Origin of the sequence: Burkholderia sp. B10 (assembly GCF_004368385.1) — a bacterium.
Taxonomy (GTDB): Bacteria; Pseudomonadota; Gammaproteobacteria; order Burkholderiales; family Burkholderiaceae; genus Burkholderia; species Burkholderia vietnamiensis.
In genome coordinates, this window is record NZ_PQMX01000006.1 from 144,268 (window position 1) to 165,467 (window position 21,200).

At 65.2% G+C, this 21,200-nt stretch carries 21 protein-coding genes; 15 read left to right on the forward strand and 6 right to left on the reverse strand.

Annotated elements, in window-relative coordinates; all coding sequences use genetic code 11:
• Positions 1-4 precede the first annotated feature (4 nt).
• A complete protein-coding gene (locus C3Y15_RS05320) occupies positions 5-850 on the forward strand; it encodes a carbon-nitrogen hydrolase family protein (RefSeq protein WP_011884876.1) in 846 nt (281 codons plus the stop codon).
• A 136-nt stretch (positions 851-986) separates the two neighbouring features.
• Positions 987-2,327, forward strand: a complete 1,341-nt coding sequence (locus C3Y15_RS05325) for an APC family permease (protein WP_011884877.1) — start codon at positions 987-989, stop codon at positions 2,325-2,327.
• Between the two features lie 503 nt (positions 2,328-2,830).
• On the opposite strand, the gene C3Y15_RS05330 is transcribed toward C3Y15_RS05325, so the two are convergent.
• Entirely contained in the window at positions 2,831-3,757 is a 927-nt protein-coding gene (locus C3Y15_RS05330; protein WP_011884880.1) for a LysR family transcriptional regulator, read from the reverse strand.
• Positions 3,758-4,054: 297 nt separating this feature from the next.
• Here C3Y15_RS05330 and C3Y15_RS05335 point away from each other — a divergent pair, with 297 nt between their 5' ends.
• Genes C3Y15_RS05335 through C3Y15_RS05380 form a run of 10 tightly spaced genes read left to right on the forward strand, consistent with a single transcriptional unit; the run spans position 4,055 to position 13,376 of the window.
• On the forward strand, positions 4,055-4,969 hold the full coding sequence (locus C3Y15_RS05335) for a transporter (protein ID WP_124259893.1): 915 nt from the start codon (positions 4,055-4,057) through the stop codon (positions 4,967-4,969).
• 51 nt (positions 4,970-5,020) lie between these two features.
• A complete protein-coding gene (locus C3Y15_RS05340; RefSeq protein ID WP_059734202.1) occupies positions 5,021-6,184 on the forward strand; it encodes a prolyl oligopeptidase family serine peptidase in 1,164 nt (387 codons plus the stop codon).
• A gap of 26 nt (positions 6,185-6,210) precedes the next feature.
• Positions 6,211-7,161, forward strand: coding sequence for a VOC family protein (locus C3Y15_RS05345; protein ID WP_124259894.1), 951 nt, complete (start codon positions 6,211-6,213; stop codon positions 7,159-7,161).
• A 12-nt stretch (positions 7,162-7,173) separates the two neighbouring features.
• Positions 7,174-7,545, forward strand: coding sequence for a Rieske 2Fe-2S domain-containing protein (locus C3Y15_RS05350; RefSeq protein ID WP_059734204.1), 372 nt, complete (start codon positions 7,174-7,176; stop codon positions 7,543-7,545).
• Between the two features lie 19 nt (positions 7,546-7,564).
• Positions 7,565-8,695, forward strand: a complete 1,131-nt coding sequence (locus C3Y15_RS05355; RefSeq protein WP_124259895.1) for an FAD-dependent oxidoreductase — start codon at positions 7,565-7,567, stop codon at positions 8,693-8,695.
• A gap of 14 nt (positions 8,696-8,709) precedes the next feature.
• Positions 8,710-9,936, forward strand: coding sequence for an MFS transporter (locus C3Y15_RS05360; protein ID WP_081057451.1), 1,227 nt, complete (start codon positions 8,710-8,712; stop codon positions 9,934-9,936).
• Positions 9,933-10,748, forward strand: a complete 816-nt coding sequence (locus tag C3Y15_RS05365) for a cyclase family protein (RefSeq protein WP_011884890.1) — start codon at positions 9,933-9,935, stop codon at positions 10,746-10,748. Before C3Y15_RS05360 ends, C3Y15_RS05365 begins: the two co-directional genes overlap by 4 nt.
• Positions 10,745-11,341 (forward strand): cupin domain-containing protein, encoded by a 597-nt coding sequence (locus tag C3Y15_RS05370; RefSeq protein ID WP_045579098.1) that lies wholly within the window; start codon positions 10,745-10,747, stop codon positions 11,339-11,341. Before C3Y15_RS05365 ends, C3Y15_RS05370 begins: the two co-directional genes overlap by 4 nt.
• Complete coding sequence (locus C3Y15_RS05375) at positions 11,338-12,378, forward strand: fumarylacetoacetate hydrolase family protein (RefSeq protein WP_045579097.1); 1,041 nt, start codon at positions 11,338-11,340, stop codon at positions 12,376-12,378. The genes C3Y15_RS05370 and C3Y15_RS05375 overlap by 4 nt, the downstream gene beginning before the upstream one ends.
• Positions 12,375-13,376, forward strand: coding sequence for an NAD-dependent epimerase/dehydratase family protein (locus tag C3Y15_RS05380; protein WP_059461757.1), 1,002 nt, complete (start codon positions 12,375-12,377; stop codon positions 13,374-13,376). Before C3Y15_RS05375 ends, C3Y15_RS05380 begins: the two co-directional genes overlap by 4 nt.
• A gap of 324 nt (positions 13,377-13,700) precedes the next feature.
• Here C3Y15_RS05380 and C3Y15_RS05385 read toward each other — a convergent pair whose 3' ends face one another.
• A complete protein-coding gene (locus tag C3Y15_RS05385) occupies positions 13,701-15,176 on the reverse strand; it encodes an ISNCY family transposase (protein ID WP_059461785.1) in 1,476 nt (491 codons plus the stop codon).
• A 305-nt stretch (positions 15,177-15,481) separates the two neighbouring features.
• Entirely contained in the window at positions 15,482-15,970 is a 489-nt protein-coding gene (locus C3Y15_RS05390; RefSeq protein ID WP_011884894.1) for a YbaK/EbsC family protein, read from the reverse strand.
• A 354-nt stretch (positions 15,971-16,324) separates the two neighbouring features.
• Between C3Y15_RS05390 and C3Y15_RS05395 the strand changes: the two genes are divergently transcribed.
• A complete protein-coding gene (locus tag C3Y15_RS05395) occupies positions 16,325-16,612 on the forward strand; it encodes a YciI-like protein (RefSeq protein ID WP_011884895.1) in 288 nt (95 codons plus the stop codon).
• 8 nt (positions 16,613-16,620) lie between these two features.
• Here the strand turns inward: C3Y15_RS05395 and corA are convergent, their stop codons facing one another.
• Entirely contained in the window at positions 16,621-17,598 is a 978-nt protein-coding gene (gene corA / locus C3Y15_RS05400; protein ID WP_011884896.1) for a magnesium/cobalt transporter CorA, read from the reverse strand.
• A gap of 181 nt (positions 17,599-17,779) precedes the next feature.
• Between corA and cydX the strand changes: the two genes are divergently transcribed.
• Together cydX and C3Y15_RS05410 are read left to right on the forward strand one after the other, a co-directional pair.
• Positions 17,780-17,926, forward strand: a complete 147-nt coding sequence (cydX, locus tag C3Y15_RS05405; RefSeq protein WP_014723062.1) for a cytochrome bd-I oxidase subunit CydX — start codon at positions 17,780-17,782, stop codon at positions 17,924-17,926.
• Complete coding sequence (locus C3Y15_RS05410; RefSeq protein ID WP_011884897.1) at positions 17,923-18,540, forward strand: ATP-binding protein; 618 nt, start codon at positions 17,923-17,925, stop codon at positions 18,538-18,540. Before cydX ends, C3Y15_RS05410 begins: the two co-directional genes overlap by 4 nt.
• A gap of 115 nt (positions 18,541-18,655) precedes the next feature.
• Here C3Y15_RS05410 and C3Y15_RS05415 read toward each other — a convergent pair whose 3' ends face one another.
• Together C3Y15_RS05415 and C3Y15_RS05420 are read right to left on the reverse strand one after the other, a co-directional pair.
• Positions 18,656-19,756, reverse strand: a complete 1,101-nt coding sequence (locus C3Y15_RS05415; protein WP_011884898.1) for a saccharopine dehydrogenase C-terminal domain-containing protein — start codon at positions 19,754-19,756, stop codon at positions 18,656-18,658.
• A gap of 729 nt (positions 19,757-20,485) precedes the next feature.
• Positions 20,486-20,950, reverse strand: coding sequence for an Lrp/AsnC family transcriptional regulator (locus C3Y15_RS05420; protein ID WP_011884899.1), 465 nt, complete (start codon positions 20,948-20,950; stop codon positions 20,486-20,488).
• Positions 20,951-21,200 lie beyond the last annotated feature (250 nt).

Consider the following 21,200-nt stretch of genomic DNA (forward strand, 5'->3'; position numbering starts at 1 on the left):
TTTGATGCAGGTAGAACTCGCGCAATTGACGCTCGTCGACGCCGACGTCGCGCACAACACGCGCAAGGTGCTCGACACGATCGAGCGCGCCGATACGGCGGCGGGCACCCGGCTGATCGTGTTCCCCGAAACGACGCTGTCGGGTTTCCCGACGCGCGAGAACGTCGCCGACGTCGCCCAGACGCTCGACGGCCCCGCATTGTCGGCGGTGCGCGACGCGGCGCGGCGCAAGGGCGTTGCGGTCGCGGTCGGCCTTGCCGAGCGTGACGGCGAGCGCTTCTACAACACGACGGTGCTCGTCGACGAGCAGGGCGACATCGTGCTGCACTATCGCAAGACGCACCTGTGGGCGTCCGACGTCGGCGTGTTCACACCGGGCGAGCGCTTCGCGACCTGCGTGTGGAACGGGCTGACCGTGGGGCTGCTGATCTGCTACGACATCGAGTTTCCGGAAACGGCACGCGCGATCGGCACGCTCGACGCCGATCTGCTGATCGTGACGAACGGCAACATGGACCCGTTCGGCCCCGTGCATCGCCGCGCGATCGTCGCGCGCGCGATGGAGAACCAGATGTTCGCGCTGATGGTGAACCGCTGCGGCAGCGGCGACGACGACCTCACGTTCGCCGGCCTTTCCGCGCTCGTCGATCCGTTCGGCGACACCGTGCTGGAGCTCGGCCGCGACGAAGCGATCGTGCAGGCGCGCATCGATCCGACGCGCCTCGAAGCGAGCCGCGAGCACTACAACTATCTGCACGACGCGCGCGTGGCGCTCGGCCTGACACGCATCGAACAGGTCGACGGACAACGCACGCGCACCATCGAGCCGCCGCGCCGGCGCGGCGAGTAACCGAAAGCACCGAAAGCCGCAGTCCATTCATCGCATGGGGCAGGGCGCGACGCCCGGCCCATGCGCGCTCGTTCCATTGCGTTGCCGGCCGGACGGCAGACAGATTCGTATTGGCCGCGAAGGCCCGGGAGATAACATGCAAGCCTCGTCAACCCATGAACCGCTGCAGCTGAAGCGCACGCTCGGCCTGCCGTCCGTGCTGCTGTTCGGGCTCGCCTATATGGCGCCGTTGATCGTGTACGGCACGTACGGCGTGCTGGCCAAGGCCAGCGGCGACACGGCCGCGCTCGCCTATCTGCTGGCGCTGGTCGCGATCGCGTTCACCGCGCTCAGCTACGGCAAGCTCGCGCGGCTCTATCCGACCGCCGGCTCGGCCTATACGTACACGCGCAAGACGTTCAATCCGCATCTCGGCTTCATGATCGGATGGGCGACGCTGCTCGATTACTTCTTCCTGCCGATGGTGATCTGGCTGATCGGCGCCGCGTATCTGAATGCGGCATTTCCGCACGTGCCGACCTGGATCTGGATCGTCGCTTTCATCGTGTTGACGAGCGGCCTGAACATCGTCGGCATCGAGCTGGCCGCGCGCTTCAACATCGTGCTGATGGTCGTGCAGCTCGCGATCGTCGCGATGTTCGTCGTGCTGTGCTGGCACTATGCGTCGGCAGCGGCGGGCGCGGGCGGCATCGCGATGGCGGAGCCGTTCTTCAAGCCGCACGTACCGTTCGGCGCAACGATGGCCGGCGCGGCGATCGCCGCGTATTCGTATCTCGGCTTCGATGCGGTGTCGACGCTCACCGAAGAGACGATCGATCCGAAACGCAACATGCCGCGCGCGATCCTGCTGATTGCGCTGATCGGCGGCGCAATCTTCGTGATCGCGGCATATGCGATGCAGCTCGCGCATCCGGGCGTGGAATTCAAGGACACGGATTCGGCGGCCTTCGAAGTGGCGAAGATGATCGGCGGCGATCTGTTCGTGACGGTGTTCCTCGCCGGGCTGATCCTCGCGCAGTTCGCGTCCGGCATCTCGGCGCAAGCGAGCGTCGGCCGCTTGCTGTATGCAATGGGCCGCGACGAGATCCTGCCGAAGCGCATCTTCGGGGTCATTCATCCGCGGTTCAAGACGCCGGCCGTGAATATCGCGCTGGCCGGCATCGTCGGGCTGATCGCGTTGAAGCTCGATGTCGCCACCTCGACGTCGTTCATCAACTTCGGCGCGTTCCTTGCATTCACGGCCGTCAATCTGTGCGTGATTCGCCTGTACCTGTCGGGCCGTCATGGCGAGCGCCGGATCGGCGTGTTCGGCGGGCTCGTGTTCCCGGCGATCGGCGCGGTGGCCGACCTCTGGCTGCTGGCGAGCCTCGAGAAAACCGCAATCGTGCTGGGCCTCGTGTGGTTCGGGCTCGGGCTCGTGTATCTGTGCTGGATTACGCGGCTGTTTCGGCAGGCGCCGCCTGAAGTGGCGATTTGAGTTGGGTCGGCGACGCTTGCCGGCGTTGGGCGGCGTCGCGGATGTCAATCATCGCACCGCCCTGTGGTCGGGCGGTGTCGTCAATGCGGGCGTCAGCGGTTGCGCCGGGCACCACGGCTCGCGTTTGCGATCGGTACGTCGTGGGCCGGGCTAACTGACGATGCTAGTGTCGAGCGCAGCCTTCCCGGCTGACGCGAAGATCGAAGCGCTCGACGTACCGAGTGGCGCACTGGCGGCAGTGCGCCGCTAACCTTTCGGTGGGCATCGTTCCGAGCCCGCCAAACCCGCACCGCATTCGATTCGGCGGAACGAGCCTTCGGCGCGTCGCGGTTCGAGTTGCCTGATGTTGCGGCTCATCATCCACTGCGGCATATCGAGCGTCCCCGCAGCCATGCTGCTGACTACCCGCGACCAACACCCGCACGAACACGACCGAGCCCGCAGCGACGATCGTCGACCAATCCAGCACAGCGGGTCATCCCCGATACCCCGACCGCGACGATCTAGCCGCCGCCAAGACGTGCGCGGTCCATCGCCGCGACGGCCTCTTTCAGCAGCGCGCGCAGCCACATGAGGCCCTGGTCCGACGTGCGATGCTTGTGCCATTGAACGGACTGCTCCATCGTGGGCACGGTGAGCGGCACGTCGCGCAACACGAGCGGCAGGTCGCGCGCAGCCGCTTCGGCGAGCCGCCGGTGCATCGTGGCAATGCGGTTCGTGCCGACGAGCAGATGCGCGGGCGAGAGGAAACTGTACGTACTCGCCTCCACGCGCCTCACGACGCCGAGCCGCTGCATGAACCAGGCTTCGAGCGCGGTCTGCCCTTCGCCGACCTGCACGACGATGTGCCCGGCGCCCATGTAGCGCTCTTTGGTCAGCTCGCCCTTTGCGAGCGGACTGTGCTCCCATAAAACGCAGCAGAACGTTTCCTCCAGCAGCACCTCGGCCGGATGCTCGGTCGAGCAATATTCCTTGGGGATGATGAGCAGGTCCGCTTCGCCGCGCTCCAGCACCCGGTGCGGATAGGCGACCTGCGGGCGCAGATCGAAACCGATGCCGGGCGCCTGCGCGTAGGCGAGCCTGAACAGGTGCGGAATCAGCGTCGTCATCGTGTAGTCGGACACGAAGAGCCGGAACAGGCGACACGCCTGCGCGGGCACGAATTCGGGCTGGGCCGTCACCGTGGCATCCACACGGACGAGGATGTCTCGCACGGCGTCCTTCAGGGCCTCGGCACGCGGCGTGGGCTCCATCTTGCGACCAACCTGCACGAGCAGTTCGTCGTCGAAGTATTCGCGTAGCCGCGCAAGCGCGTTGCTCGTCGCTGACTGGCTCAGGTGGATTTTCTCGGCGGCGCGGCTGATGTTCTGTTCGCTCAAGAGCGCGTCGAGCGCGACGAGCAGATTGAGGTCGAGCTTGTTGAACCGCATGCGGGGTGTCTCCGTGCTTCTCATTCTTGTCGCGGTGTGAGCGCGGCATACAGGGTTACACCTGAGTGTATTCACACCATCGATAGCGCGTATGGATTGAATCCATTTCTGCAATACGTGGGCCTATCTTAACCTATGTCACATCCCGCTGCGATCACGCATGCATCGCGTCGGGAGGCCAGCGTCAGTGCACTTTCAGCGTGCACGTACGACTCGTACGTGCGCCGTGCGCGCCACGCTTTCCACTACTAAAGAGACGCCGCACGGCACGAACGCCGTCCAGGTTGAGGAGACAGCATGTTGAAAAAATCGGCCGCAATGGCCATCGGCTGCGCAGTATCGGTAGCCGTTTCGATGAACCCGGCACAGGCATTCGAAGGCGGGGTTTCGCCGTATCCCGCCGGCGCGGTGGGCACGAATTTCGCCAATCTTCCGCCGATTCCGGGCCTGTTCGCGCTGCAGCAGTTCAACTACAGCTTTTCGAACGGCCTCTATGGCAACGACGGCAAGAAGCTGCCCATCCCGTTTCATTCGTCGGTGTTCTCCGAGACGACGCGTCTGCTGCTGGCCTATCCGTTTCATCTGCTGGGCGGGAGCGTCTATACGCAGCTCGTCATTCCGGTGGTGTCGCTGCATACGAGCGTAGCGGGGCAGTCGGGCACGCAGAACGGCCTTTCCAACATCACGCTGACACCCGTGTTGCTGCAATGGCGCCTGTCGCAGAACCTTGCGATCGCGTCGGGCATCGACGTCGCGTTCGAGAACGGTTCCTACAGCCCCGTGAAGGCGAGCGTCGCGGTGGGCTACACGTCGGTGCAGCCGGTGTTCTCGATTCGCTACAACGCGCCCAACGGCCTCGACGTCGGCATCGCCAACCGCCTGCTGCTCAACGCGAAGAACGGCACGACGAACTATCGCTCGGGCAATGGCTATGTCGGCGAGTTCGAGGCCGGCTGGAACTTCGGCCCCTGGAAGCTCGGCGTGGTGGGCGAGTATCTGAACCAGTTCAGCGACGACAAGGCCAACGGCGCGAACGTGGGCAATCGCATGCGGACCTTCGGCATCGGCCCGTCGCTCGTCTACGACGCGAGAAGCTGGAACATCAACCTCAACTATCAGCAGGGCGTGTATGCCGCGAATACATCGAAGAGCAACAACGTGTGGCTGAACATCGCCATTCCGCTGTGGCCCGGCTTCGGGCGCAAGGGCTAGCGCTTACGCGCGCATCGCAAGCAGTACGTCACCTCAACGAAGGCAATCAGTATGTTTCGCTACTTTCCTACCAACTACGTCTGGAACCTGTCCGTCGATCTCGCCATTGAAATGGGCGCGCGCATGGGCGAAATCGAGGACATGTGCGCGCCGCTAATGGAGGCGTCGCGCCAGCCCGATGCGGAAGGCACCCGCGCGTTTCGCGAAGCCTGGGTCAAGACGGCCGACCGCCTGTGCGACCTCGCAGGCGAAGATGAAGCGCAAGGACGGCTGCTCTCCGCGGGCGAGAAACACCGGCGTGCCGCCATGTATCTCATCACGGCCGAGCGCATGCTTGCGCACGATGCGCCCGGGCGCATCGACCTGTACCGCCGTTCGCTCGATACGTTCGACCGGGCCATCGCGCTGACCGGCGAAAACTGCGAGCGCGTGACCATTCCGTACGGCGATGGGCACTTGTCCGGCCTGCTCGTGAAGGCGCAGCAGACCTGCGGCGCGCGCAGCCCGCTGCTCGTGCAGGTGAACGGCCTCGATTCGACCAAGGAAATGAAGTACTTCGTCGGCTTGCCGGCATGGCTCGCACAGCGCGGCGTGTCGTCGCTGATCGTCGATCAGCCCGGCACCGGCGAAGCGCTGCGGCTGCATGGCATGCACGCGGTCTACAACACCGAGGTCTGGGCGAGCCGTATCGTGGACTGGCTCGAAACGCGCGACGACGTGGACGCAAAGCGGATCGGCATGGAGGGCGTCTCGCTCGGCGGCTACTACTGTCCGCGCGCGGTCGCCTTCGAGCCGCGTTTCGCGTGCGGCGTCGTATGGGGCGCGAATCACGACTGGCGCGACGTGCAGAAAAAGCGCCTGCAGCGCGAGGGCAACTTCCCGGTGCCGCATTACTGGAAGCACGTCTGCTGGGTCTGGGGCGCCAAAGACATCGACGACTTCATGCGCATCGCGGAAGACGTGCATCTCGACGGCGTGGTCGAACGCATCAAGGTGCCGTTCCTCGTCACGCACGGCTCGAAGGACTCGCAGATTCCCGTGGCCTGGGCGCATCGCACCTACGAGCAGCTCGTGAACAGCCCGAAGCGCGAACTGAAGATCTTCACCGAACGCGAAGGCGGCGTGCAGCACTCGAGCTTCGACAACTCCATCAACGCGGGGCACTTCATCGCCGACTGGGTCGCCGAAACCCTCGGCGGACGCACCGCACGCTGATCCACCTTTTCTTGGAACGCAATCTTATGAACATCATCGGACTCGATACGCTGGCCTTCGGCGTGGACGACGTCGCCGCGTGCGGCCAGTATCTGATCGACTATGGCCTGGTGCCGGTGCGCCGCGACGACACCGGCGGGCGCTTCGAAGCGCTCGACGGCACGGGCATCGAAATCGCGCATCGCGACGACGCGCGCCTCGCACCTTCACTCGGCACGGCGAGCATGCTGCGCAAAACCGTCTACGGCGTGGCCGATGCCACGGCGCTCGATGCGATTGCCGGCGAGCTGCATCGCGACCGCGAAGTGCGCACGCTCGCCGACGGGTCGATCGAATCGATGGACGACATGGGCTTTGCCATCGGCTTTCAGCTCACGAAGCGCCGGCCGCTTTCGCTGCCCGCCGAGCCGGTGAACGCGCCCGGCGCGCCGGCGCAACGCGCACCGAACGTGGTCGGCGCACGAGACGATGCCGCGCTCACGCCGCGCACGCTTTCGCACGTCGTCTACTTCGTGCCGGACGCCGCGCGCGCCGAGGCGTTCTACGTGGAGCGGCTCGGCTTTCGCTGCACGGACCGCTTCACGGGCGTCGGCCCGTTCCTGCAACCGGCCGGCACGCTCGACCATCACACGCTGTTCATGATCGAGACGCCACCGTTCATGAAGGGCTGCGAACACTTCACGTTCCATATGGGCGGTCCGAGCGAGGTGCTTCAGGCAGGCACGCGGTTCGTCGCGAAGGGCTACCAGTCGTTCTGGGGGCCGGGGCGTCACCGCTTCGGCTCCAACTGGTTCTGGTACTTCAACAGCCCGTTCGGCTGCCACGTGGAGTACGACGCCGACATGGACCTGCACGATACGGACTGGACCGCACGCGAAGCCGCGCTGGGCGCGGACACATCGCAGCTGTTCCTGTTCCAGCATCGCGAGAACTGGGCGCCGGGCGCGGCGCCGCCGGCCGGCGTCAAGGCGGACTGACCGCGCACGACCATGTCCGAGCCATTGCTTCGAGTACGCCTGGCAAGCGTCGCGGATCTGCCCGATCCCGGCGCGCGCGGCTTCGATCCCGACGGAGCGGGGCGCGACACGATCTTCGTCGTGCGGCGCGGCGAGCAGCTTCATGCCTGGCGCGACGCCTGCCCGCATTTCGGCGACACGCCGATGGCCTGGCGCAAGGACGCCTATCTGAACGGCGACGCCACGCGCATCGTCTGTCACGCGCACGGCGCGCAGTTCGACATGGCGAGCGGCGTGTGCCTGCTCGGACCGTGCCTCGGCCGGCGGCTGATCGCGGTTCCCATCGAAGTGACGGAAGACGGCTACGTCGTGCTGGTCCGGCACGACACACGATCGATCACATAAAGCACCAGGAGACACCCCTATGACATCCTCCCTTCAGCGCATCCTCGTCATCGGCGGAGGGTTCGCCGGCATGACGACCGCGATCCAGTGCGCGAAGCTCGGCCTGAGCGTCGATCTCGTGGAAATCGACACGGGCTGGCGTTCGTATGGCGCGGGCATCAGCATCGGCGGCCCGACGCTGCGCGCCCTGCGCACCGTGGGCGTGCTCGACGCCTTCTTCGAACACGGCCACGGCGGCGACGGCGTGAACCTCTTCACCGCCGCGGGCCATCCGATCGGCACGTTGCCGACGCCGCGCGTAGCGGGCGACGACGTGCCCGGCGGCGGAGCCATCATGCGCCCCGCGCTGGCCGGAATTCTGGCGGATGCGACGCGTGCGGCCGGCGTGCACGTGCGGCTCGGCTGCACGTTCTCGCAGATCGCGCAGCGCGACGACGGCGTGGACGTGACGTTCACGGACGGCACGCACGGCCGCTACGACCTCGTGGTGGGCGCCGACGGCCTGTACTCGAAAGTGCGCGATGCCGTGTTCCCGGATGCGCCCAAGCCGCACTACACGGGTCAGGGCGTGTGGCGCGCGGTCGTGCCGCGGCCGGCGGAGATCGTCTGCGCCACGATGTGGCTGGGGCAGAAGGTGAAGGCCGGCGTCAATCCTGTTTCGCAGGAAGAAATGTACGTCTTCGTCACGGAAGACCGGCCGACGAACGAGCGCGTCGATCCCGCGCACTGGCCGCGCATGCTCGCGGATCTGCTGGCGCCGTTCGGCGCGCCGCTGGTGCAATCCATTCGCGCGCAGGTGGGACCGCAGTCGCACTGCATCTATCGTCCGCTGGAAAGCCTGCTGCTGCCGCAGCCCTGGTTCAGCGCGCGCGTGGTGCTGGTGGGCGACGCCGTGCACGCCACCACGCCGCATATGGCCGCGGGCGCGGGCATCGGCATAGAAGACGGCATCGTGCTGGCCGAGGAGCTGGGACGCGGCGCGACGGTGCAGGCGGCGTTGCAGGCTTTCCAGGCGCGGCGCTGGGAGCGCTGCCGCATGGTGGTGGAAAACTCCGGGCGCCTCGGCGAGATCGAGATCAGCGGCGGCGACAAGGCTGAACACACCCGCATCATGCACGAGACGCACCAGCGGCTCGCGCAGCAGATCTGACGACCGGAGCCACGATGGAAACGAACCTTTCTGCGGCACACGCGGCGCATGCCGCGCACGTCGACCTGCCGGGCGGCGCCGATGCGGACGCGGATGCGGGCACCCGCCTGCGCGCATCCGGCATCGCGGTCCTGATGGTCTCGCACTGCGCCGGCATGGTCGATCTGGTCGCCTTGCCGGTATGGGTGGGCACCCTGATCGGCGCGTACCGGCTCGACCCACAGCAGGCCGGCCTGCTCGCCACGCTGTTTCTGGCGGGGGCCGTCGTCGGCAGCCTGTTCTTCTCGCCGCGCCTGAACCGTCTGCCGGCACGCGTCATGGCGACGCTCGGTTTCGGCACGGCGACGCTCGCGTTCGTCGGCATCGCGTCGATTGACGGCTATGCGGCGATGGCGGTGCTGCATGCGTTGGCCGGTATCGCCGTGGGCTGCGGGCTGAGCTTCGCACACGGCACGATCGGACGCAGCCGCCATCCGCATCGCCTGTTCGCCGGCGCGGGGCTCGCGCTCGGCATCTTCGCAATCGCGTTTCTGGGCGGCACGCCTGCGTTGATCGCGCAACACGGCGGCGCCATGCTGTTTCGCGTGTTCGCGGGGATCATGGCTACGGCGGCGATTGCCTGCGCCCTGGCATTCCCGTCGATTCGCGCGCAACGCAGCACGGCGTCGGTCGCCGAGCCGCGCTTCGCGCGCGCGGTCTGGTTCGGCATGGCAGGCGTGGGATGCATGGGGCTCACGCAGTCGATGCTCTTCAGCTTCGTGCAGCGCATCGGGTTCGACCACGGTTTCGGCTTCGGCGCCGTGACGGGCACGCTGATCGCGCTCGGCTTCGTCAACCTGTTTCCCGCACCGGTGGCGGGGCTGCTCGAACGGCGCATCGCGGGGCGCAGGGTGGTGCAGGGCGGTCCCATCTTACAGGCGGCGCTTGCGTTGATCATCACGCACAGCGCGACCGTCGGGCCGTATGCCGCGGCCACCGCCGTCTTTGCCGCCGTGATGATCTTCACCCATACCTTCGCGTTCGGCATGCTCGCCCGCATCGACCGTACCGGACGCGCCGTTGCCGCGACGCCCGCCATGCTGATGACGGGCGCCGCAATCGGGCCGCTCCTCGGCGGCACGCTCGTCAAGCATTCGGGCTACGGCAGCCTGGGCATTGCGGCGGCCATGATCGCGGTGGCGGCGGTGTTCTGCTTTTCGCGGCTCGAGGGCCGTCCTGATACGCAAGGAGTCAACGCATGAAGCCCGTTCGCCGGTTTGTCGATCTCTCCATTTATCTGGAGAACGACGTGCTGTCCGATCCGCCGCCGCTCGCGCCGAAGATCACCTACCAGAAGCACGCAGACACGTTGCCCGAATTCATGGCCATGCTGCCGGGCACGAAAGCCGACGATTATCCCGACGGCGAGGCTGCCGCCGCGGAATGGGTCACGCTCACGACGCACAGCGGCACGCATCTGGACGCGCCCTGGCATTTCCATTCGACCATGGACGCACGGCTCGGCGAGGCGCGGCCGTCCATCACGATCGACGAGGTGCCGCTGGAGTGGTGTTTCCAGCCCGGCGTGAAGCTCGATTTCCGCCATTTCCCCGATGGCTACGTCGCGAGCGCCGCCGATGTCGAGGCCGAACTGGCGCGTATCGGCCACGCGTTGCAGCCGCTCGACATCGTCGTCGTGAACACGCGGGCCGGCTCGCGCTATGGGCACGGCGATTACGTGAACGCGGGCTGCGGCATGGGCTACGAGGCCACCATGTATCTGCTGGAGCGCGGCGTGCGCCTGACGGGCACCGACGCCTGGAGTTGGGACGCGCCGTTCTCCTACACCGCGACGAAGATTGCGCAGACGGGCGATACGTCGCTGATCTGGGAAGGGCACAAGGCCGGCCGCGACATCGGCTACTGCCATCTGGAGAAACTGCACAACCTCGAAGCGTTGCCGCCCGCCGGCTTCACGATCAGTTGCTTCCCGCACAAGATCCGCGGCGCTTCCGCCGGCTGGACGCGCGCCGTCGCGATTCTCGAACAACCCGATGCGGAGCGCGCAGCATGAGCTTTTCCACCATTCGTCGCGTCGTGACCGGCCATGACGCCAACGGCCGGGCGATCGTCATGTCCGATGGTCCGTTGTCCACCGTCGCGGAAATTGCCGCGATTCCCGGCACGGTATTCCACGAAGTCTGGAGCACGTCGGAAAGCCCCGCGGTGGTGAACAACGGCTCCGATCCCACCATCGGCGAGCTCATGTTGCCGCCGCCGAGATACGGCACGCGCGTGCGCTTCGTCGACATTCCGCCCGACACGCCGGAGTTTCTCGCGCACGGCGCCGCGGCCATGCATGCGGCGTTCAGCCAGATCGGCGACGCCGATGCATCGACCGTCCAGGCCGACTCGCCGCATCCGCTCATGCATCGCACGGAGTCGATCGACTATGGCGTCGTGATCGAAGGCGAGATGACGTTGATACTCGACGGCGCCGAGGTCGTGCTGAAGCAGGGCAACGTGGTGATTCAACGGGGGACCAACCATGCGTGGGCGAATCGCTCGGGACGCATGTGCCGGATGCTGTTCGCGTTGATCGACGGCGTCTACGACCCGGCGATTGCCGCCGCGCTCGCGAGCCGGACGGAGAGGGAGGCACGATGAAATTCAGTTCGTTGCCGGACGGCGCCGATGGCCGCCTGCTGCTCGTGTCGCGCGACCTTCGTTATGCCGTGGACGCCGCACCGATCGCGCCGACGTTGCTCGATGCGCTGCAACGTTGGGACGCGGTCGCGCCGCTACTCGCGGCACGTTACGACGCGCTGAATGCGGGCGCGTTGCCCGACGCACGCCCGTTCGATCCGCAGGCTTGCGCTGCGCCGTTGCCACGCAGTCCGCAGTGGTGCGACGGCTCGGCGTTCCTGAATCACGGTCGCCTCATGGAACAGGCGTTCAATACGCCGCCCATCTCCGAGTTCGACACGGTGCCTGTGATGTACCAGGGCGCAAGCGATGATTTTCTCGGGCCGCACCACGACGTGCCCTTGCCGGACGAACACGACGGCATCGACTTCGAAGGCGAGTTCGGCGTGGTGGTGGCAAACGTGCCGATGGGCGTGTCGCCCGACGATGCGGTTCGGCGCGTGCGCCTCATCGTGCAGCTCAACGACTGGAGCCTGCGCGCGTTCGGGCCGCGCGAGATGAAGACCGGCTTCGGGTTTCTGCAGGCCAAGCCCTCCACGAGCTTTGCGCCCGTCGCGGTCACGCCGGACGAACTGGGCGAGCATTGGCGCGACGGTCGCGTGCATCTGCGTTTGCACGTGGACTGGAATGAGCGCTGGTTCGGGCATCCGCACGGCGGGGAAATGAGCTTCGGGTTCGGCGAGCTCATCGCACATGCGGCGCGTACGCGCAGGCTGTCGGCGGGGACGATCGTCGGTTCCGGCACGGTGTCGAACGTGGACCGCGGCGCCGGGTCCGCGTGCATTGCCGAGCGGCGCGTGATCGAGATGATCGATGAAGGAAAGGCACACACACCGTTCATGCAGTTTGGCGACCGCGTTCGCATGACGGCTCGCGACGACGCGGGCGGCACGCCGTTCGGGTCGATCGACCAGCAGGTCGTGCGCGCGTCTCGCGACGCAGAGCAGGTCAGGGATGAGGTCATAAGCGAGGTCACAAGCGAGGCGCTGCGATCATGAGAGTGCTCGTCACAGGAGCGGGAGGATTCGTTGGGAGGGCGCTTGTCGAGCGCTTGCTGCACGATGGCATCACGCAGTCCGGCGATGTGTCGGAACTCGTGCTGATCGATCGACGACTGGAGCGCGCGCCAGGTGACACGCGCGTCACGGCGGTGGCCGGCGATTTCGGCCGCCCCGAGATTCTCGAGCCGCTACTCGCGAGACCAGTGGACGTCGTCTTTCATCTGGCAAGCATGCCCGGCGCGCAAGCGGAAGCCGAGCCGGCTGCGGGCGACAGCGTCAATCTGTGGGGCATGCTCACGCTGTTCGAACTTCTCGCGAAGCAGGCCGTGCTGCACGAGGGGTACGCGGCACGCGTGGTCTACGCGAGCAGCGTTGCGGTGTTGGGCGAACCGTTGCCGAACTTTGTCGATGAGCACACGGCGCCGCACCCGGCCACGAGCTACGGTACGCACAAGCTGGTCGGCGAACTGATCCTTGCGAACTGGACGCGTCGCGGCGAGCTGGACGGCCGCGCGCTGCGGCTGCCCGGCATCGTGGCGCGGCCGGAGTTGTCGTCGGGACATGGGTCGGCGTTCATGAGCCAGATCTTTCGCATGGCACAGCGCGGCGAGGCTTATACGTGCCCCGTGTCGCCCGACGCTACCGCATGGTGGATGTCGCGAAGATGCTGCGTGGACAACCTGCTGCACGCCGCGCGCATGCCGGCGGCGTCGTTGCACGCGGGCCGCGTGTGGACGCCGCCCGTCTTGCATCTTTCCGTGGGAGAGATCGTCGATGCGTTGCGCCGGCGCTTCGGCGCGTTCACGATCGACTACGCGCCCGTGGATCAGATCGAGCAACGTTTTGGACGGCAACCGCCGCTCGTGGATAGGCGAGCGCTCGAGGCCGGGTTTCGGCACGATGACACTATTGAAAGGCTGGTGGAGGCGGCGCTCGAGGGCGGCACGGAAGCCCTGACATCAAACGCAGGTTGTCTCGGTGCGGCAAGTGCGTGATGGCAATCTGCGCTTGAGACGTTTCCTTGCGTCAATCTGGTTCGTGGGATGTCAGGTGTCCGCAGCACGGCCCCAAACATCGCAGAAGCAATCCGTGCTCGAGTCGGTCGTGGCCGAGCGGCGAATCTGCCGCGTCGTCAATTCCAGCCGGTTGGCCGTTTGAGCCGACACCCGGCTACAGCCTCGATTATTTAGCGGAAACGCGACATTACTACTTTGCTCTTACAATCGTTTGTCGTAGCCATTTCAAGATGTCGGGGTGCCAGCCAGATAGAAATGTCGTGTTTTCAGGGGTTCGGGATTTGTTTCTTATGGGCTTCCAAATCACGCAGTGTCGAAGATTTGGTCCTGATCCTGCAGGGCGCTTACGCTTACCGCGTTGGCCTTCGCAGACCGCCGGCGAGGTTTGCGGGGTTGATTCTGTGCCTGTCGGTGTTCGGCGAGATCAACGATCACCTGCTCAACGTCGGCCTGCGTGAATGCACGTTGCTTTTTGGTGCCGACGGGTTGCTTTGAACCGCGCACGGCCTGACCTTGATTGGTTCGCGACGGTGATCCGGATGCTCGACGATTGTCGCGCTGCGCCTGAATCGCTTGCGATACTTGGAGCACGTGACTCAGTCGTTTTTGCTCGATCACGGCACCTTGATCGACCTCCGCCAACTTGTCGTAAATGCGGCAAGACAGGACTTTGCCATCGGCCCGGATTTCGATTCGCCCGTCCGGGTACTCCCATACATCGATATAGCGGTGAATCAGCTTCCGGTTGACCGGTAGCAAGTAAAGCACTCGGTCGTACAGCACTGTCAGCGATTTCGATACCCGACGTGTTTCGCGCCAGGTCAACACCGTGTCCAGATTCTCGTCATCCCGCAGCGGCCGATGCGCATTGAAATCGCTCTTCGGCGGCTTCGCAAAGCGTGTGTTGTAAGCAGCGATGAAGGAGGGCGCATAGGCGTTGGCGTCGTTGACTGTGCTGATGCCGCGCAATCTCAACTCCTTGACCAGCCGATCCTGCAGCGTCAGGTGCGCACGCTCAACGCGCCCCTTGGCCGAGCTGCTGTTCGCGCAGAACGTGTCGATGTTCAACTCGAACATCGCCCGGCCAAAGTGCGTCACGCTGCTGCCGGTTTTGCCCGCGGTCGTGCTGCGAAATACGCTGGCTTTGTCGCTGTAAAACGCTACCGGCTTGCCGTGGCGCTCGATGTATGCCCGCGTCGCCTCGAAGTAGCTGAAGGTCGATTCGGTCTGCGTGAAGTGCAACATCATCAGCCGGCTCGTCGCATCGTCGACGTACACCAGCAGCATGCAGGCCTGCGCCCGTTCCTCGAACCACCGATGGTCGCTGCCATCGATCTGGATCAGCTCGCCCAGGCACGCCCGGCGTGCTCGTGGCTGATAAACCTTCGGTGGTCGCTGTCGGCGCGGAATCCACAAGCCAGCGTCCGTCATCAGCTTCCTGACCGTTTCCTTGGCCAGCCCGATACCGTGGCATTCCCGGAGCTTCTCGCACGCCAGTGTCGGCCCGAAATCGGCGTAGCGATCCCGGATGATCGTCAGGGCCCGCTGGGCCAACTCCGCATCCAGCCGCCGGTTGCCAGGACCGCCACGCTTGCGCGAGGTCAGGCCCGCCGCGCCAGACTCCCGGTATCGAATCACCAGCCGCTCGATCTGCCGGACCGTCAGGCCCAGGCGTTCGGCCGCGCGACCGGGCTTCAGCCCCAAATCCACCACGGCCTGGATTACCTTCAGACGGTCGAGTTCTCGCATGTTCAATGTCACCAGAGCTGTTCGGTGCATCGCCGGCTCCATGATCTGACGGGGAGCCGGCAAGCTTACCGAAGTCCAAAACGCGACATTTCTAAATGGCTGGAACACGACATTTCTAAAAAGCTACTACATCGCTCCGACTGATAATAATGATTATGTCAAATCAAGGATTCCACCAACGACCAACAGACCCCGTCCCCGCAGTTCGCCCCGAACGGTAGCCGTCTATCACCCCCCAGTGGACCGCGTCCAAACTCGCGACCGCAGCCCGCACGGCGCCGTCCCCGATCTTCCCGGCGAGCCACGAACTGCGAATCGCAAGCACCACACACCCGTCAAGACACCCACATTCCGAGCATCTTGTGCGAGAAATGCGCGCGTTCGGCGGTTTCCATCAGCGCGAGAAATTCGTCTTGCGTCATATGGATCAGCGCCTCGTGATCGCCGGCCTCGAAATAAACTTCCGGCTGCTGCGCGAGTTGCTCCTCGAGGAACGTCTTCATCCCGTACGCCATGCATATCGGCGGCAACGCGCCCATCTCGCAATCCTTGAACAGTTGGCGCAGTTCGATTTCCTTGGCAAGAACGAGATGGCGTCCGGTCTTGATCCACAGGTCGGAGAACCGGATCGCGTGCGACGTCGGCAGCACCACGGCGACGTAGCCCTGATCGTCCTCGAGCAGAACTGTCTTGGCGAGCCGTTCGCCGGGGATATGCGCGGCTGCGGCCGTCTCCATGCTGGTATGGCTATACGGGTGGTACACGACTTCGTACCGGGATGACTTCTCGCGCAGGCAGTCCTGCAGCGTCGCGGAAACAGGCATCGCACACCTCGTCTGGACGAATCGAGCGAACGAAGTTCGCTCCGGATTCGTTCAGCATAGGTCGCATTCCGGTCAATGAAAACGGCCTCGGATCGTCTCGAGACCAGCGGCGATCGTCGCTTTCGGCCCCCTTTCCCGAAATGCCGTTCGACCATGTTGACGGCATGAAAAACGAATCTGGAGTTAGTTGCAAATAATGGGGAGACATAATGCCGCTCGATCATATCGTCCGCATCGGCCCGAATCGCCCACGCAGCCCGAGCCGCAAACCACCGCGCCGACCCGCGAACCGCACCCTATACTGAGCCAAGACAACCCGCCGACCGTGAGGCAACCGACTTCCCCGGAGCGACCATGCACTACCAGCTGATCTACGAACTCGTCGACGATTACCTGTCCCGGCGCGAGCAATACCGTGCCGAGCATCTCGCGCTGGCGCGCGCGGCCACGGAACGCGGCGAACTCGTGCTCGCCGGCGCATTGCAGGATCCGGCCGATCAGGCCGTGCTCGTGTTCGAAAGCGATTCGCCGGCCGTCGCTGAATCGTTCGCGCGCGCCGATCCGTACGTGCAGAACGGGCTCGTCAAGTCGTGGCGCGTGCGGCCGTGGCGGGTCGTCGTCGGCCGGCACGCACCGGGCTAGGCTACGGCCTACAACCACCCCGCCCGCTTGAAGCGCCACCACAGCGCGAGGTCGGCCACGGCCATCGCGGCGATACAGCCGTAGAAGCCATATTTCAGGTGCAGTTCGGGCATGTTGGCGAAGTTCATCCCGTAGATGCCCGCGATCATCGTCGGGATCGCGAACAGCGCGGCGAACGACCCGAGCCGCTTGGTCACCTCGTTTTCGGCCAGCGAGATCATCCCGAGGTTCACCTGGATCGCGGTCACGACCATTTCGCGCCGCCCTTCGATCGTCTTCACGATGCGTTGCAGGTGGTCGTACACGTCGCGAAAGTAATGTTGCATCCCGCTACAGACCTGCGGGATACGCCCGCCCGTGAGCTTCGCGAGCGGCTCCATCAGCGGCGCCGTGTGCTGATACAAGGTCACGAGCCGGCGCTTGAGCGAATAGAGATCCTCGATGATCGCGCGCGACGCGGCAGGCGTCGCCTTCGCGAAGATCCGGTCTTCCAGCTCCTCGAGCTCGGCGCCGAGCGTTTCCAGAATCGGAAAATAGCGGTCGACGACCTGATCCATCAGCGCATAGAACACGAACGCCGAACCTTCGCGCAGCAGATGCGGCTCGCGCTCGCAGCGCTTGCGCACGTCGCGAAAGTCCTGTTCGGTATGGTTGCGGATCGACAGCACGTAGTTCGGGCCAACGAACACATTCAGTTCGCCGACCTTGAATTCGCCGTCGTCGTCCAGCTCGACGGTATGCAGCACGGCGAACAGCGAGTCGCCGTACTCCTCGATCTTCGGCCGCTGGTGCCCCTTGCGGGCATCCTCGAGCGCAAGCTCGTGCAGCCCGAATTCCTCGCCCATCAGGTCGATTTCGTCGGGCGTCGGCTCCTTCAGCGCGACCCAGACGAAACATTCGGGCTTCGATACGTAGTCGCTGATGGCCTCGATATCGATGTCGGCCAGCTTGCGGCCGTCCTGGTATGCAGCACAGTTGATCAGCATGGTGTCCGTGGCGTTGCAGTTTTCGCACCAGTTTACCGGTTTGACTCGCAATCGGCCCGGCTTGCGCCGCTCGCCGATATTGGTCATGATCGGGCTGCATGCGCCGTTGGCGCATGCGTCGGCATCGCTTCGACACACGCGCGGCAGCCCCGCGCGGCCCAACCTTCAAGGAGACGAACCCATGTGGTATTTCTCGTGGATACTCGGCATCGGCGTGGCGCTCGGTTTCGGCGTCATCAACGCGATGTGGCTCGAGGCCGAAGTGTTTTCGCGCGGCAACAAGGGCTCCGACGCGTCGCCTGCCGATTCGGGGAGCCGGTATTCGTGACGCATCTGGTGTTCTTCTGCGGTCATGCCGGCACCGGCAAGACCACGCTCGCAAAGCGGCTGATCGGGCCGCTGATGCGAGCCACCGGCGAAGCCTTCTGCCTGCTCGACAAGGACACGCTGTACGGCCGCTACAGCTCGGCCGCGATGGGCGCCCTCACCGCCGACCCGAACGATCGCGACAGCCCGCTCTACCTGAAACATCTGCGTGACCCCGAATACCAGGGCCTGCTCGACACGGCCCGCGAGAATCTCGCGCTCGGCATCGGCGTGCTGGTGGTCGCCCCGCTGTCGCGCGAAGTGCGTGACGGGCGCATTCTCGACCGCGACTGGCTCGGCATCGGGCCTGACATCTCGCTGACGGTCGTCTGGGTCCACACCGCCGAAGACGTCGCGCACCAGCGGATCGTCGCGCGCGGCAATCCGAACGATGCGTACAAGCTCGCCCACTGGGACGAATACCGGCAGCGCCGCTTCGTGCCGACCGGTGACGAATGCGACGGCATCGTGATGTTCGACAACACCGCACCGTCCGACGCGGACATCGACGCGCTGCTGCACCGCCTCGCGCAGCCGCACGAGCAACCGGCCGCCGGCGCGTCGCGGTCGGCCTGAACGCTCCCCTGCCCGCCTGACGCCGCGCGACGCGGCGCCTGCGTCGAAACGACAACGCCGGAAGCGCTGTTGCGCTCCCGGCGTCGCCTTTACCCTCGTACCAAAGACGCGTGCGTCACGCCAGTGCGTGCACGCGCTCCATCGTTCCGCCTTCGTACAGCTTGCCGAAGCGGTTCGCGAGGAACGCCTTCAGCGAGACCTTCTCCTGCGGGATGAAACCGCTCTGCGGCAGCTTCTTTTCGCGGAACAGATCCAGCACCGCGCACATCGCGCCAGCCGTCGTGATCTGGATCGCGCTCATGTGCATCCCGCATACGTCCTTCGCGAAAATCTTGCGCGTGAATACGTCCTGCACGAGCTGGCCGTCCTTCACGCCCGTCACCGTGACGAACACGAGCACGACGTCCTGCTTCGTCGACGGCACCGCGCGGCGCATGATCGCCTTCAGCGTGTCGCGGTCGCTCGACAGGCGCAGGTCCTCGAGCAGGAACTGCACCAGCGCGCGGTGGCCCGGATAGCGGACGGACTTGTAGTCCAGCGACTCGACCTTGCCCGACAGCGTTTCGCACAGCGTGCCGAGGCCGCCCGACGTGTTGAACGCCTCGTATTCGGTGCCGTCGAGCGAGAAGTGCTCGAGGCCTTCGAGCGGCTGCACCCACTGCTTGCGGCCGTCGCGGATCGCTTCGCACGGCTGGCAGTATTCGTTGATCAGCCCGTCGACGCTCCAGGTCAGGTTGTACTTCAGCGCGTTCGTCGGATACTCGGGCAGCGCGCCGACGCGCATCTTCACGTCGCGCACTTCGCTGAAACCGTTCACGAGCTCGTGTGCGGCGATGCCGATGAAGCCCGGCGCCAGCCCGCATTGCGGCATGAACGCGTGGTCGGAGCCGTCGGCGAGTTCGCGGATCGCGTGGGTTGCGCGCACGTCCTCGGTCAGGTCGAAATAGTGCACGCCGGCCGCCTTCGCCGCCGCGGCGACGTTCACCGCGAGGTAGTACGGCAGCGCATTGACGAGCGCATCGAAGCCCTTCACGGCTTCGCGAATCGCATTGGCGTCGGCCGAATCGACCCGCTGCGTCGCGATGCCTTCACGCGAGAGCTTGGCAAGCGCATCGGCGTCGCGGTCGAATGCCACGACCTCGTAGTCGCCCGTTTCACGCAGCATGTGAGCAATGGTGTGACCGATCAGACCTGCGCCGACAATGGCGATTTTCATGCGCTTATCTCCTGATGATGGGTTTGGTGTTCGTGTACGGCGTCGAGCCATGAACACAGTTTAGGGACGCGCAAAATCAGTTCCAAGACGAAGAATGATGCGAAACGACCGATAAATTCGACTAATTGACGAATGGTTTCGCCGTTTCGACGAGATCGTATAAAAATCGCAGATATGTCGCCGGGCAAGCGGCTGGCGCGGGCGTTTGAAGCGAATGGGGGCGGGCTGAAGCCGCAATGCGGGACAGAGGCGAGACATCATGACGCGCGCCGACACGCGTTCGCCGCACCGATGCATGCGCGAAGAGGCCTGACATGACGCGACGCAATGCGCTCGTTGCGCGGGCGTCACGGAGAGAAACCGAGGAATAGCCGACGCAGCTCGACGTGACGCGTCGGTCCTGGCGTCGGTAGAGAGAATGAAGAAACATCGGGCACGGCCCGACATCACCCGCCGCAGCCGGCGTTACCGGACCAAAGCGAAGAAATAGCCGGCACGAGCCGACGTAACACGCCGCAACCGACGCCGCCGGCGAGAAACGAAGAAACAGCGAGCGCGACCCGACGTTACGCGCCGCGACAGACGCCATCCGAGACAAGCGAAGAAACGGCCAACGCGCCCCGACCTCCCCCCGCCGCGGCCCGCGTCACCAGAGGGAAACGAAGAAACACCCGGCGCAACGACCCACATCGCGCCACGGCGTCACGCATGAAGCACGCATGCGCCTCATCATCCACCGATGGTGCCGCGATCGATCTTGCGCGACAGAATGATCGACGTCGTCGTGCGCTCGACACCTTCGAGCGAGCCGATCTGGTCAAGCAGGTCGTTGAGCCGCTCCGGCGAATCGGCGCGCAGCCACGCGACATAGTCGTATTCGCCGCTCACCGCGCACAGCAGTTGCACTTCGGGCATCCGGTCCAGCTTGCGCAGCACGTCCTTGCCGAACTTCGGCGTGAGGATGATGCCGACGTACGCGTAGATGCTCGCGTCCAGCACGTCCTGCCCGAGCCGCACGCTGTAACCGGCGATCACGTTGGTGCGCTCGAGCCGCGCGATGCGCGCGACGACGGTCGTGCGGGCGACGTCGAGCTGTCGCGCGAGATCGGCGACGCTCGCGCGCGCATCGGCTTGCAGCAGCGCGACGAGTTGCCGGTCGAGATCGTCGAGTTGGTCGAGGCGAGGTGGACGCATGAGGCTGGGCCGGCGTGCAGCGCGCCGGCGAAATGGAACGTGACGCGATGATAGCGCCGAACCCGCGACCCGCCCACACGGCATGGCGCGGGAGCGGCTTCCCGATGTCGCACGCCGGCATGACGCGGCCGGCCCATCGCAGGTGTCGCAGGCAGCGCGATATGGCACGACGCCCCAACCGAACGCCCCCCGCCCCACCGTGCGCCCCACCAACATCGATTTCGACAAGTATCCGATGTAAGCAAGAGTC

Excerpts from the sequence above, each read along its gene's own strand:
- C3Y15_RS05320 (WP_011884876.1), top strand. The coding sequence starts at position 5 with ATGCAGGTAGAACTCGCGCAATTGACGCTCGTCGACGCCGACGTCGCG.
- C3Y15_RS05325 (WP_011884877.1), top strand. The coding sequence starts at position 987 with ATGCAAGCCTCGTCAACCCATGAACCGCTGCAGCTGAAGCGCACGCTC.
- C3Y15_RS05330 (WP_011884880.1), bottom strand. The coding sequence starts at position 3,757 with ATGCGGTTCAACAAGCTCGACCTCAATCTGCTCGTCGCGCTCGACGCG.
- C3Y15_RS05335 (WP_124259893.1), top strand. The coding sequence starts at position 4,055 with ATGTTGAAAAAATCGGCCGCAATGGCCATCGGCTGCGCAGTATCGGTA.
- C3Y15_RS05340 (WP_059734202.1), top strand. The coding sequence starts at position 5,021 with ATGTTTCGCTACTTTCCTACCAACTACGTCTGGAACCTGTCCGTCGAT.
- C3Y15_RS05345 (WP_124259894.1), top strand. The coding sequence starts at position 6,211 with ATGAACATCATCGGACTCGATACGCTGGCCTTCGGCGTGGACGACGTC.
- C3Y15_RS05350 (WP_059734204.1), top strand. The coding sequence starts at position 7,174 with ATGTCCGAGCCATTGCTTCGAGTACGCCTGGCAAGCGTCGCGGATCTG.
- C3Y15_RS05355 (WP_124259895.1), top strand. The coding sequence starts at position 7,565 with ATGACATCCTCCCTTCAGCGCATCCTCGTCATCGGCGGAGGGTTCGCC.
- C3Y15_RS05360 (WP_081057451.1), top strand. The coding sequence starts at position 8,710 with ATGGAAACGAACCTTTCTGCGGCACACGCGGCGCATGCCGCGCACGTC.
- C3Y15_RS05365 (WP_011884890.1), top strand. The coding sequence starts at position 9,933 with ATGAAGCCCGTTCGCCGGTTTGTCGATCTCTCCATTTATCTGGAGAAC.
- C3Y15_RS05370 (WP_045579098.1), top strand. The coding sequence starts at position 10,745 with ATGAGCTTTTCCACCATTCGTCGCGTCGTGACCGGCCATGACGCCAAC.
- C3Y15_RS05375 (WP_045579097.1), top strand. The coding sequence starts at position 11,338 with ATGAAATTCAGTTCGTTGCCGGACGGCGCCGATGGCCGCCTGCTGCTC.
- C3Y15_RS05380 (WP_059461757.1), top strand. The coding sequence starts at position 12,375 with ATGAGAGTGCTCGTCACAGGAGCGGGAGGATTCGTTGGGAGGGCGCTT.
- C3Y15_RS05385 (WP_059461785.1), bottom strand. The coding sequence starts at position 15,176 with ATGCACCGAACAGCTCTGGTGACATTGAACATGCGAGAACTCGACCGT.
- C3Y15_RS05390 (WP_011884894.1), bottom strand. The coding sequence starts at position 15,970 with ATGCCTGTTTCCGCGACGCTGCAGGACTGCCTGCGCGAGAAGTCATCC.
- C3Y15_RS05395 (WP_011884895.1), top strand. The coding sequence starts at position 16,325 with ATGCACTACCAGCTGATCTACGAACTCGTCGACGATTACCTGTCCCGG.
- corA (WP_011884896.1), bottom strand. The coding sequence starts at position 17,598 with ATGCTGATCAACTGTGCTGCATACCAGGACGGCCGCAAGCTGGCCGAC.
- cydX (WP_014723062.1), top strand. The coding sequence starts at position 17,780 with ATGTGGTATTTCTCGTGGATACTCGGCATCGGCGTGGCGCTCGGTTTC.
- C3Y15_RS05415 (WP_011884898.1), bottom strand. The coding sequence starts at position 19,756 with ATGAAAATCGCCATTGTCGGCGCAGGTCTGATCGGTCACACCATTGCT.
- C3Y15_RS05420 (WP_011884899.1), bottom strand. The coding sequence starts at position 20,950 with ATGCGTCCACCTCGCCTCGACCAACTCGACGATCTCGACCGGCAACTC.